Source organism: Vibrio genomosp. F10 str. 9ZD137 (assembly GCF_049974785.1).
Classification (GTDB): domain Bacteria; phylum Pseudomonadota; class Gammaproteobacteria; order Enterobacterales; family Vibrionaceae; genus Vibrio.
Map to the genome: position 1 here is coordinate 1 of NZ_JBNGCJ010000233.1, position 12662 is coordinate 12662.

At 43.2% G+C, this 12662-nt stretch carries 10 protein-coding genes; 4 read left to right on the forward strand and 6 right to left on the reverse strand.

The features are described from left to right. Positions 1-506: 506 nt before the first annotated feature. From ACP45E_RS03340 to ACP45E_RS03350, 3 genes are read left to right on the forward strand one after another with little or no spacing between them, the layout of a single operon-like run. Positions 507-1040: a hypothetical protein gene (locus tag ACP45E_RS03340; protein WP_017036460.1), complete on the forward strand. Its 534-nt coding sequence runs from the start codon at positions 507-509 to the stop codon at positions 1038-1040. A gap of 4 nt (positions 1041-1044) precedes the next feature. After that, complete coding sequence (locus tag ACP45E_RS03345) at positions 1045-2523, forward strand: sensor domain-containing diguanylate cyclase (protein WP_241790489.1); 1479 nt, start codon at positions 1045-1047, stop codon at positions 2521-2523. Between the two features lie 52 nt (positions 2524-2575). Next, positions 2576-4063: a nucleoside hydrolase gene (locus ACP45E_RS03350; RefSeq protein WP_017037491.1), complete on the forward strand. Its 1488-nt coding sequence runs from the start codon at positions 2576-2578 to the stop codon at positions 4061-4063. Positions 4064-4359: 296 nt separating this feature from the next. Here ACP45E_RS03350 and ACP45E_RS03355 read toward each other — a convergent pair whose 3' ends face one another. Then, complete coding sequence (locus ACP45E_RS03355) at positions 4360-6252, reverse strand: methyl-accepting chemotaxis protein (protein WP_017037490.1); 1893 nt, start codon at positions 6250-6252, stop codon at positions 4360-4362. A 427-nt stretch (positions 6253-6679) separates the two neighbouring features. Between ACP45E_RS03355 and ACP45E_RS03360 the strand changes: the two genes are divergently transcribed. Continuing rightward, positions 6680-8563, forward strand: coding sequence for a glutamate decarboxylase (locus ACP45E_RS03360; RefSeq protein ID WP_017037489.1), 1884 nt, complete (start codon positions 6680-6682; stop codon positions 8561-8563). A gap of 188 nt (positions 8564-8751) precedes the next feature. Here the strand turns inward: ACP45E_RS03360 and ACP45E_RS03365 are convergent, their stop codons facing one another. The 5 genes from ACP45E_RS03365 to choX all read right to left on the reverse strand — a co-directional run. Continuing rightward, entirely contained in the window at positions 8752-8994 is a 243-nt protein-coding gene (locus tag ACP45E_RS03365; protein WP_017037488.1) for a hypothetical protein, read from the reverse strand. Between the two features lie 105 nt (positions 8995-9099). After that, a complete protein-coding gene (locus ACP45E_RS03370; protein WP_017036454.1) occupies positions 9100-9579 on the reverse strand; it encodes a MarR family winged helix-turn-helix transcriptional regulator in 480 nt (159 codons plus the stop codon). 166 nt (positions 9580-9745) lie between these two features. Next, positions 9746-10948, reverse strand: coding sequence for a choline ABC transporter ATP-binding protein (choV, locus tag ACP45E_RS03375; RefSeq protein WP_017037487.1), 1203 nt, complete (start codon positions 10946-10948; stop codon positions 9746-9748). Between the two features lie 2 nt (positions 10949-10950). Continuing rightward, positions 10951-11793 (reverse strand): choline ABC transporter permease subunit, encoded by an 843-nt coding sequence (choW, locus tag ACP45E_RS03380; RefSeq protein ID WP_017036452.1) that lies wholly within the window; start codon positions 11791-11793, stop codon positions 10951-10953. Between the two features lie 107 nt (positions 11794-11900). Further along, positions 11901-12662: choline ABC transporter substrate-binding protein (choX, locus tag ACP45E_RS03385; protein ID WP_069584694.1), on the reverse strand; the 762-nt coding region annotated here is incomplete at its 5' end.

Consider the following 12662-nt stretch of genomic DNA (forward strand, 5'->3'; position numbering starts at 1 on the left):
GCTGACCCGCTCTTCCTATCTTACTTACAGAAATGGATAACCCTGAGTTATCAACTGACCCATCGCGTTCGTTTATTTATCTTCAGCATTGTTTCTAGTATAAAGCTCTCTAGTACGTTGTACTGGGGATTTTTTTATGACTACGATCGCACCAAAGTTTGCCTATCTTCAAAAAGCTTCCTTTATAGTCTAAGTAATAACAGCGTATTAGACGAACCGCATATGAGTAGATCTACGAGTCGCTGTATTATTATGTCTGGTTTCCCTTGCCCAAAACTTGTACTTATTGCTGATTCAAGAGAGGTGATATAGATAACATACTTAACATCTATTGATGTGGCTGCATGTTATTTTCAGTGGTAATCAATATAATGCTAAACTTCAACATTTTAACTACACCTGTGCTATATCGTGCGTTTGAATGTAAACAGAAAAGGAAATCACTATTCAGTCTATGCCTTTTATAGCCATGAACTGAACGTGGTCGTTAACTCTTAAGGAATAACATGCAAGCTTTTATACGCCTAGTTGCCGTTTTTGCTGGTGCTTTGGCCTTATTTACAACAACCAACTTGGTTTATGCTGAGTCAGATGCAAGTTTCCCTGAGGGGTGGGATCAATGGCCTATTGTTAAAGAGTCGGTAAACTTACCTGCTGATACTGTTTTGCCACCTGATACCTCTTTGTTCATACAAGAATCTGTTCGAGCTTATGCATGGATAAACAATGGACAAGGCTCGCCTCTTACGATTAGAGTCAACCCTGAAAAGTTGGAACAATACCAAACACATGGGCCATACACTGATGGACCTACGGTTGTGGCGGTATCTGAGGTGCAGGGAATTGTCTGGGTCACCGAACATATAGATGGTTTGGCATTATATGGAAGTTATGATAGAGAAGGTAAAGATATCACCTCAATGCACCCATCTTTACAGCCTAGTTTCTGTGAAAACTGCCATACAACATACAAAGATATCTGTATCAATGGCACATGTGCCGAACCGGTATTAAGCCCTTACACAGATAACAAAGACTAATACCTTGAGTAATAGACTGTTTGGCTGGTTGACTATAAACCAGATGCTGTTTATTTCGCATCTTACTCTTGTTCTATCTATCATTTTTGGTATGTCTTATTCTCGTTACCAAAACGATTGGATAAACAAAGTTGAGTACCTTGCAGATGTGTCGGCTAGCCAGCTTGAGGCGTATAACACTTTTTTTTCTGGTTCGGTTGCCGGTAGAAATTATGCCAACCTTCTCATGCAATCAACGTTGGATAACCTAAAAGCAATCCCTAAATTGAAGTTTGTTGGTGTTTCGGGTACGAGTGACTATTTGAACCGTCAGGTTGAAGTGAGATATTCAATAGAGAAAAGCAAAGGATGGCGGCTCGATGTTTCCACCGATGATGCAAAAAAACTGTCGGGAAAGTTAAACCAATTACAACGTAATCTATTAGATACACCCGCTGACAATACGGTTCATATAAAAAAGCTTAACCATCTGATCAATAAAGTTAAAGTTGATCTTGACGTTATTACTGAGAGCATTAATTTACAATCTCAACCCATCCCTCAGATCCCAGAAAAAATGCAAGAGGTCGGTTATTTCCTAGATGTTGATTCAGACTTACTTCATATTCAAATAACTCTAAGAAACATAAACGGTGGGTATCTCTGGGCGGTGCTTGACGCAACGGACTTAAAAGACATAAAAAGTAAACTGCTAGCTAATATTTTAAATGAAGCGTTCATAGCGTTGTTTATATCGTTTGTTCTTATTTATATTGTTACATATTGGTTAGTCAGCCCGCTAAAAGATCTTTCCACTTCAATGAAGCAAGATATTGAAAAAATCGACCAATCACAGATTCCAGAAATACAAAGAGCAGACGAAATTGGTGATCTTGCGCGTTCTTACTCGAGTTTGATCACCAAGATTAAAAACCAATTGCGTATTCTTCATAACCAGACAGAAACCGACCCTCTTACGGGGATCGGCTCACGATATAAATATCAAAAACACGCTGCTAAGATAGTTCAACATGCCTTGCTCAAGGGAAACTTAGTTTATGTCGTTATATGCGATATCGACAATTTTAAGCGCTTCAACGATTCTTATGGTCATACAGAAGGTGACAATGCCTTGACTGCCGTGGCTAGCGCCATGAATGACATTCTTGAGCCGCATGACTTAGGTTGCCGTCTCGGAGGAGAAGAGTTTGTTTATATATTATCGAGCAATAACAAAACAAGCTTAATACACAAAATTGACGCGTTGCGAATTGCTGTATTGGAATTGTCTATTCCTCATAAGAATAATTTGCCTCATCATGTCGTTACTGTATCTATCGGCGCGATTCCTATTGTATCAACACTCAACAATATCACGCTTAATCAGTTAGATTTGAACCTTAAAAAAGCACTAACGCTAGCTGATCAACAGTTATACGCTGGGAAAGAAGCAGGCAGAAATATCGTTATGCATAGCGATAGTTTTGAAATAGAGAGCCTCTAACCAATACCGTTCATGACACTGTTTCATTTCTTAGCCAATAAAGGAAAATATTATGCGCAGCTTAGAAACTAGTGAGTTCTTTAGGCAACCTCAAAAACGCGTTTGGGTAGATACCGATATTACGATCGGTCACGTTAACGGGTTTTCCCCCTGCGATGTTGACGACGGGTATGCGCTTGGCCTTTTGTTTAGAAGTCAGGAAATAGATATCGTTGGTTTGAGCTCAACATTAGGGAATACTAATGATATTGAGATTTCTACTAAAATTGCGACTCAATTTACTTCCTTATTTGGCCCGACAAGTCTAAGAGTGTCCAAGGGTAGCTCTGTATTTTTTTCTGAGTCGCAGGGTATAGATATTCCCGATTCTGTACGGGATCTAGCTGAAGAATTGAAACAAGGGCCTCTTACCATACTGGCGATCGGAGCATTAACCAATATTGCATTGCTGGTCGAGCATTTTCCTGATCAAGTCAAGAATATTCAAGAAGTAGTGTGCGTAGCAGGGCGAAGGAACAAAGAACAACACTTCATAGTGAGTCAACGTCAACCCCGGCCATTTAAGGACTTAAATTTCGAAGTTGATGAAGCTGCGTTTAAGGTGGTGCTTAATAGCGATATTAAAGTAACATTTATTCCGTTTGAAATATGTGATGATCTTTGGATCAACTTTCATGAACTTAAAGAGATGAAGCGTGGAAGTTCATTAGCCGACTATCTAGAAAAACATTCTCGAGTGTGGGCGCTAGAGTGGGCGTTCATATTTGGCTCCAAACAAGGATTTATTCCATTTGATTTAGTAGCCGCGGCTTATGTTATCAACCCTGACTGGTTCGCAATCAAGCATTGGAAGGTTCAGATTGAACCGGGGAAAAGTGATACACACAAGCATGAAACTAAAAATTATTTAGTCTGTAATGAAGACTTAACTTCAGGTAAAGAAGCTAAGTATGCTGTAGAGATTACCCCTAATGTGAAACCTGAAATAATGAAGCGTCTTGCCCAAAGAGACATCAGTAGTTTTGTGCTTGGCTTGTCTCACATTAATATAATTGTCGAAGATGTCGATAAGGCCGCTGATTACTATCATAGAGTACTAGGGTTTGAGCGAGCTTTAGATGCTCAGGGTGAAAAAATGGACTATCGAAATGTCGAAATGAATGAGTTTAATCAAGATGCAGGCTTAGCGAATCAAGACGTTAAGGTTGATGTCTTGTTTCTTAAGCACCCATACGCCTCCGTTTATCTTGAACTGATGCACTACCAAAGACCTGAAGGAAAGTCAGAGGTACCCCCTCAGCCAAAAACCTACGATCTCGGCGGGCCTAGACATATTGCCCTTGAAGTTTCTAACTGCACAGCAGTGTTCAACTACTTAAAGACTCAAGAGGGAATCACAATGATTGATACTTCTGAAGAGTATCACCCTGAGAAGCTGAATGGATTCCCGATTTCATTTTTCTATTGGCTAGATAAGTATGGGGTTCAGTGGGAAATGGAAGAGGGGCGAAGAGTTGGCGTTGCTCGAGGCATAATTTAGCTACCTCATAAGTTCAATTCCCTAAATTGCCATTGGGTGACAGAAAAATGGGTGACAGAAAAATTGGGCGGCTGGAGCACGCTATTTGATGGTATGTAGACGTGGAACCTATGGCAGTTGATACTCCCATCGATCCCTAAGGTATTAATTTTAGTTAAAATTGGCCTAGTTGTTAGCTAGGCCATTTTTTAGTTAGAAGATAATGTTTTACGGTAGAAACTGAAGAGACCAACGGTGCAGTATGATGGGCTTTAGCCACTTTCTAACTATTGCCCACTACACTAATACCCATCGCACTAACTCAATTTAAAGTTGGCAACCTGACGTTTTAGATCATCATTCGTATCATTGAGTAACTCTGTCGCTTGCACGGTTTGTTGCCCGCTGTTGACTAGGGACTCTACAATATCGCGGATAGAGAGCATATTGCGACTTAGCTCTTCAGCAACGGTACTTTGCTCTTCTGTCGCTGCTGCAATCTGAGTGCTTACATCGTCGATTTCTTTGACTGATGTGCTCATCACGGTCAAACTTTCCGACACTTCGCCCGTCTTGTCGGCGGTTTCTTGGCATTGTCTTTTGGTCGAATCCATCGCTTTAACAACACTTTCTGTCCCGCCCAGCAACTGACTTAGCATTTCTGAAATTTCCATTGTGCTATTTTGTGTTCGGCCTGCAAGCGCCCGAACCTCATCAGCCACTACCGCGAAACCGCGCCCTTGTTCACCTGCACGCGCTGCTTCAATCGCGGCATTGAGTGCCAGTAAGTTAGTTTGTTCAGAGATTTCACCGATGACATTGAGCACATTACTGATTTTATTCGCGTCTTGATTCATACGAAGAATGCTGTTGGACATATCCTCCACTTCTGTCACCAATGCACTGACGGTACTGACTGCATTGTTAACAATAAGCAACGATGATTCTGCTTCTTTGCTTGCCTCTTCTGTAATACGATTCGATTGATTGACATTCTCGGCAACCGTTCTGGCGCTTTCACTCATTTCAGTAATGGCCGTCACCACTTGTTCTGTTTCACTAGAGTGAGTCACGAGCATTCCTTTGTTTTCTCGCGCTGTTGCCCCTAGCTGCTTGGCGCTGACTGAGATATTTTGACTTGCTTGTGATATCTGTAGCATCATTTCTTGTAGATTCTCTACAAATCGATTAAAGCCCTGGCTTATCTGAGCCAAATCGTCTTCGCCTTCTATTTTGAGTCGCTGGGTCAGATCGCCAGTCCCATTTGAGAGATCCAACACCGCTCTTTTTAATTTGATTAGCGGACGATACGCGTATTGTAAAATGATAAAAATAGCCCCGAAACTGACAAGCAGCAGTAAGGCACCAGTCATCAGTGACTTATACATAGCGTCGTACACGGTAGTCAGTGCGCTTTCCTTGTCCACAAATACCATTAGAGTCCAATACATATCAGGACTAAGGTTGACGCGCTCAAAGTAGCCATCAAATTGAATACCAAGGTAAGGAAAGCTAAGATTTCCCGATTGCTGAGAGAAAAAAGCGCGCTCCATGTCTGTGAAATTGGGGCTAATTTGTGAGGGGGTTTTTCCTATATCATTCGGGTCATCACTGGCAAAAAAGACCGCTTTGTTGTCGGTCAACGTTGCCGCACCACCCGCAAAACGCATGTTACTGACGGCGCTTACCACATCTCCTAGCTGTACATCCCCAAGAAGAACACCAATAAATTGCCCGTCTTGGATAACGGGTGTCGTGACACTCACTACTTTTTGCTGGGTGACTTGATCTTGATACACACCAGTAATCATTACGTCACGAGCGTTTTTTGCATTTTGATACCAATCACGCTGACGAAAATCATACTTTTCGCCTTCTAAGGACATAAATGCCCGGCCGTCTTCATAGGTCATGATAACGTTAGAGAGCGATGAACTCTGAGCCAGAAGTTCAACTAAACGTTGATTGTCTTCACTGCTAAGTTGACGATTAAAGCTTTTAGCCCCATTCTTAATCGACCGAGTTTTGAACTGCATCATCTGTTCCAGTTCTGAAACATGGAAACTGAGTTTATCCGATGTTTTTTCCACCAAACCTTCAACCATGTTGTCGCGCATAGCCAGTATATTCAGTGTTCCCAGCACGATGAGTGACGCAGCGACAAGCGCCCCGACACCGAAGTAAATTCTTGATTTAAAGCCTAATTTCATCTTATACCTCACTATATTCGAACATAGTTAGAGCGATATTATGATGACGCCGATCTTTTATTTTTATTTCATGTCACCGAACAATCAGTCCATGAAGTATTCGATCAGTCTATCACCTAGCCATGGCAGCTTTTTTGCTTTCTAAATGGACCAATATGCAACTAAGCTGACACTAGACTTTAGTTGTTGAATGGCAAACTATCAATATTTGTAATGTGTTTATTTTTGCAACTAAGCACTCAAAATATAAGGATCATCATGTTGAAGTTAATATGATATTTTTTAATTTATTGATAAGTAACTGAACTCATACTCAATAATGTGCCTATAGTTAGCGATACACGAATTTTTCGTGGTTGGCTAAGTAGCGAAAAAACTCGCGCTACTTGTTCCGAATAAATCAATCTTAAAAACTTGGAGCAACACAATGAGTGATCAGACAAGGATAAAATACGGCCCTGGGCGCAAGCCATGGATAGAGCAAGTACCCGAGTTCGCGCTTGGGAAAGTGTCACCCCCCTCCGCCGATCCAACGAAGGTTTATGCTGAAAGAAATTATGATTTTCATTACACCGAACAGGCTGTCGATAGCTTTGATGTTGAACTGCCACCCATAGGACAAACGGTGACGGAGCAAGATCAAGTGTATAGCCAGTTACTTGCTTATGTGGATGTTCAAAAGCAGCACTTTCTTGGCTATCAAACCGAAGAAAACATTAACTACCAAAAGCGGCTCTCTCCGTTTCTTGACGCGAGCCTAAATAATGTGGGTGACCCTTTCGTCAATGGAAACTACACAATTAACTCAAAATGTGTAGAGCGATCAGTGCTGGATTATTTTGCTTGTTTGTGGTCTGCAAGTTGGCCTTCACAAGGGCCGTATATTGATAAAAACGACCAATTTCACCCCGGTGATCCTGACAGTTATTGGGGCTATGTTCTCACCATGGGAAGCACAGAAGGTAACTTGTATGCCATGCTTAATGCTCGTGACTATTTAAGCGGTGTGATGTTACTAGAAGAGGAGATAAAATCTGAAACGGTGAGTGGTGCCACCTTGGTCAATAACGAAGTTTACGCTCACTACCCTTGTACACCGCGTGCAAAAGCCAATGCTTACACGCCTGTGGCTTTTTTTTCACAAGACACCCATTACTCTATTGTAAAGGCGATGGCGGTTGAAAAAATCGACACGTTTGGGGCGCTCGGTAACCGACTTTATCCAAAGGAGAACCCTGTTACTCTAGGTAAGCCTTGGCCTAGTGAGGTTGAGTCAGAACAACCTACTGCTGAGCTTCCAGCTGGCTCTGGCGCTATCGACGTGGAAAAGCTGGTCGCATATTTCAGATTTTTTGCTGAAAAAGGGCACCCTATTTTATTGGTTTTAAACTGCGGGACAACCTTCAAAGGGGCCTATGATGATGTTGACCATATAACGTCTCGTTTGGCGCCTATCTTAAAAGAGAATGGTTTATGGCAAAGAAAGGTGCCCATCGATCCACAAGATCCAAAGAGCGATTATGAGATGCGAAGCGGCTATTGGGTGCATGTGGATGGCGCGCTTGGCGCAAGCTATCTCCCTTTTATAAAGATGGCGAAAGATTGTCCAGAGTACCAACGTTTCTTTGCCGATCAGGGGAACGATACCGGACCTAACTTCGATTTTAGTAACCCGATGATTAACTCTATTGTGACGAGTGGACATAAGTGGCCGGGTGCACCGTGGCCCACCGGTGTTTATATGACGAAACAAAAATTCATGGTATCCCCTCCCGATAACCCAGAATACATTGGCTCACCCGACACCACATTTGCCGGTTCGCGAAACGGACTTTCTCCGCTAATACTTTGGGAGTACTTTGCGCGTAACAGCTATCAGAAACAGATCGATCTTGCGATGCAAGCACAGAAAATGGCGCAATATACCTATGAGCAGTTATCTTTGGTCGCTGAATATTGGCGTGGCAAAGATGCTGACTTGCCGAAGGATTTGTGGCTGCAAAGAACCCCTTTATCCCTTTCGTTGATATTCTGCCAGCCCAATGAGGAGATTATTTTCCGTTACTCGCTTGCCAAAGAGAGCATGAGTTTTGGTGGCCAAGATACACAACAGCGGCACTATGTTCACCTGTTCACGATGTGGGGCGTAGACAAATCACTGATCGACAACTTGTGCCACGACCTTAAACAGCCTGGAGCATTCGATCCTGCTTTGTTTGAATCCATCAAGCGCTCTGAGGTGAGTAAGCCAAGAGTCGCAAACACCCTCAAGCAAATTCGATTACCGCTTAAAGGTCGCTCATTTCGTTGATGAAATAGAGTGCTATTGAGTCTTAACATCGCCTCGTATTCATCACTAGGATGTGAGGCGATGTCTTTTTGACATTCACGTTATTCAGGTGTGGTCTAAAAAGGAAATAACCCTGCTTGTCTCTGGGTGTGAGTCCTAATATACGGTTTGGAATAGACAAATGACTGACTTTAAAAGTCAGTCATTGATTACTTCTTGGGCCCATTGCGAACCAGGTCCTTACCTGTCTCGAAGACTTCTTGAGTAATCCAACGAGCCAAAAGCAGTTTTTGGTTGCCATCAAATACCGCAACAAAATGGCGACCGTCACTGTTGTTGGTTGCCATCCCGACACCAGAAACACCTTGTAAACCTAATCCACCATTTTCTACTGAAATCAGGAATTTTTCGAGTTCTTCAAGGTTATCGATTACATCAAGTTCGTTGTTCATTGTTCTATTCTCTTGTTCACGTTGCCTTTGCCCGTGATTATTTTATTCGTGCTGAACATTAATGCTCATTAATGGCGTTAAATCCATCGGTGCTCGCTAATAAGGTTAGGCACTAGGCTTTGAAATGCTTTCCAGCTGTAAAACAGGTGCGGCGTCGATATCTTCTGCATTCATCATTGAAGAGACACGCTGCATTGACGATAACAATAGGCTCTGCTCCCACGCTTCCATATTTTGGAATTTATTGACGAAGCTATCTTGCAGGGGCTTTGGCGCTTTACTGAGTAACTCTTCGCCTTTTTCGGTTAGGTTAGCATGTACTTTACGACGATCTGATTCGCTACGGACACGTTGTACATAGCCGTTGAGCTCTAATCGATCGATGATCGTGGTTGTCGTTGCTTGGCTAACATTGGTGTGATTCGACAATTCTTTGATGGTCACGTTATGCATTTCTTGGATAGCACGCATCAAAATGAGTTGAGGCCCGGTTAATCCGTACTCTTTGCTCAATTTTTTTGAATGTAAGTCGATCGCACGAATGATTTGGCGGATAGCGACGAGAATTTCATCATGTTTTTCCAAGTGACGGACCTTTGTCTAAATGCAGTATCTAAATGCAGTGTTGAAATGGAAGAATTACTTCTCTATTTTTCGCATTGTACTGATGTTCGCACCATTCTCAATCTTTTCTAATGTGAAAGGGGAATCTCACGCCTTTCACATTCAGATTGATGCTCATTCTGGTGATTTACGCGGCAGACTTGGTTTGCAAATTACCGATGAGTGCGTTGTAAAAAGCGTTATCATCCAGAATGCCAACCAACTGGTTCTTTTCGACCAACAGAATTGGGTAATTGCTTAACTGTTTCAGTTTGATTGCATCACGCATACTAATGTCTGGGCTAGCCATCACAACCGTTGTCGCATCAATATTGCTTAAATCATCCTCAGAATCTTGCCCGTTGACCAAGCTCACCTCTGATTCACCGTGAATAGCCACTTCACCTTGATGGTGTTTGATCCAGACATCTTTGGTCTCGCAGATTTGCCAGCGTTCGTTATCTTGCTTTAGCGATTCTAAAGGCTGCATTAATGAGCGACCTTTTAAGACATTCAACGGGTTGGTATGTGCCACAAAGTCTTTCACGTATTCTGTTTTTGGCGCTAGGACGATCTCTTCCGGTTTGCCGTGTTGAATGAGCTTACCTGATTCCATGATTGCGATGTTATTACCAATTTTAAGCGCTTCATCGAGATCGTGGCTGACAAAGAGAATCGTTTTATTGAGTTTACTTTGCAGCAGTAACAGCTCATCTTGCAGTTGCGCTCGAATCAAGGGATCAAGCGCCGAAAAAGGTTCATCCATGAGCAGTATGTCGGTATCCATCGCGAAAGCGCGAGCAAGACCAACACGTTGCTGCATACCGCCAGAAAGTTCATGTGGGTATTTCGTTTCCCATTCAGAAAGGCCCACCATTTCTATTTGTTCTCTGGCTTTAGCGCGACGTTCAGATTTCGCCACACCTTGCATCTCAAGGCCAAACGCCACGTTATCCAAAACTGACAGCCAGGGCATCAACGCAAACTTTTGAAACACCATTGAAACACGGTGAGTACGCAGATGGCGCAGGGTTGATTCGTCACACTGGGCAACATCCACCTGATGGTTTCCGTCTTTGATGTCGAGAGTGCCACGGCTGACGTCGTTTAAGCCGTTAACCGCGCGCAGTAGGCTTGATTTCCCAGAGCCAGATAACCCCATCAAAACACAGATCTCGCCTTCTTTGACTGAGAGGGATACATTGTCGACCCCTACCACTTGGCCGGTTTCATCAATGATTTCTTGGCGTGTTTTCCCATCGTCCAATAGTTCGAGCGCTTTTGCTGTTTTGTCACCAAACACAACGTCTAGATTTTTAATGGTGATCGCATCTGCAACATTCATGTCCATGATTAGGCATCCTTTTGGTTGGGTGTTTTACATAGGCGGTCAAGAATCATTGCGACAAGCACAATCGCCAGTCCGGCTTCAAAACCTTGTGAAATGTTCACGGTATTGAGTGCTCGCACAACCGGCTTTCCTAATCCATCCGCACCTACCAGTGCTGCTATCACCACCATTGACAAGGACAACATGATGCACTGAGTTACCCCCGCCATAATGCTGGGTAACGCGGCAGGCAGTTCTACTTTCATCAGAAGCTTCATTTTACTTGCGCCGAATGCCTTGCCTGCTTCAATCAGTTCTTCTGGGACTTTGATGATACCTAGGTAAGTCAGGCGAATAGGCGCGGCAATGGCGAAAATAATGGTCGAAATGAGCCCCGGTACGATACCCAGACCAAATAAAACCAAGGTAGGGATAAGGTAGACGAACGTAGGCACCGTCTGCATCAAGTCGAGAATGGGCCTCAGTGCGGTATAAAGCCAAGGTCTATGCGCTGCCATGATGCCAACAGGGACACCGATCAACACGGAAATAGACGTCGCTGCAAACACGAGTACGAAGGTTTCCAGCATTTCTTGCCAGTAACCTAGGTTGAGAATGGTCAATAACGCAGCAACAACAAAGATAACCAGCGACGGTTTACGGTGTAAAAACCAAGCAAGAGCGGCGGTTATTACGATTGGCAGAGCAGGGGGCATCCATTTGAATACATCGACCAAAAATAGGATGACCGTCTCTAAGAAGATTGAAATCGCGTCAAAAAATCCGGCCGCATTGATGGTTAACCAGTCGACACCTGTTTCCATCCATTGACCAAAAGGGATTTTGTTTTCCGTAATAAAATTCACGTCATTGCCTTTAATTATTTATTTCTGTGATTTGTTGCATTGAGTTGTGTTACTTGTGTCTGCGAACAATCGATGGACCGAAGCCCATCGATTGCTCGAAACAGTGATTACGCTTTCACTTGTTTTAGGTATGCAGCTACGGCTTTCGTAGCGGCTTCACCTTGTTGAGTCGTTACGTTTTCTAGCCAAGCTTCTACTTGCTCAGGGTTGCTGATTAACCACTGTTGAGCGGCTTTTTCTGGTTGAATATCTTGGTTCAAAATCGCTTCCATCAACGCATTTTCCATTTCTAATGAAAACTCGAGGTTTTGCAGGAGTTGGCCGACGTTTTTACATTCTGACAGGTAGTTTGCGCGAACATTGGTGTAGACATTTGCGCCGCCGTAATTCGCACCGAAATAGTCATCGCCGCCTGAAAGATATTCCATGTCAACGTTGCTGTTCATTGGGTGTGGTGCCCAACCAAGGTAGGCAATCCATTGATTACGACGCACCGCACGAGTTACTTGAGACACCATGCCTGCTTCGCTTGATTCAACCAGGCTGAAGTCTTTTAGACCAAAGGCATCTGAGTCGATCATTGACTGAATGAGTCGGTTTCCATCGTTACCCGGTTCGATACCGTAGATACGACCTTTGAATTTGTCGGCGTGTTTTACCAGATCAGCAAAGCTTGTTACGCCAGCATCGTAAACATATTTAGGCACAGCAAGCGTGTACTTCGCCCCTTCTAGATTGGCACGAACGGTTTCTACCGTGCCTGCTTCACGGTATTTGGCAATGTCACCTTCCATGGTGGGCATCCAGTTGCCAAGAAAAACATCAATATCGCCGTTTGCCATTGAAGAATAGGTCACCGGAACAGAGAG

Excerpts from the sequence above, each read along its gene's own strand:
- ACP45E_RS03340 (WP_017036460.1), top strand. The coding sequence starts at position 507 with ATGCAAGCTTTTATACGCCTAGTTGCCGTTTTTGCTGGTGCTTTGGCC.
- ACP45E_RS03350 (WP_017037491.1), top strand. The coding sequence starts at position 2,576 with ATGCGCAGCTTAGAAACTAGTGAGTTCTTTAGGCAACCTCAAAAACGC.
- ACP45E_RS03355 (WP_017037490.1), bottom strand. The coding sequence starts at position 6,252 with ATGAAATTAGGCTTTAAATCAAGAATTTACTTCGGTGTCGGGGCGCTT.
- ACP45E_RS03360 (WP_017037489.1), top strand. The coding sequence starts at position 6,680 with ATGAGTGATCAGACAAGGATAAAATACGGCCCTGGGCGCAAGCCATGG.
- ACP45E_RS03365 (WP_017037488.1), bottom strand. The coding sequence starts at position 8,994 with ATGAACAACGAACTTGATGTAATCGATAACCTTGAAGAACTCGAAAAA.
- choV (WP_017037487.1), bottom strand. The coding sequence starts at position 10,948 with ATGGACATGAATGTTGCAGATGCGATCACCATTAAAAATCTAGACGTT.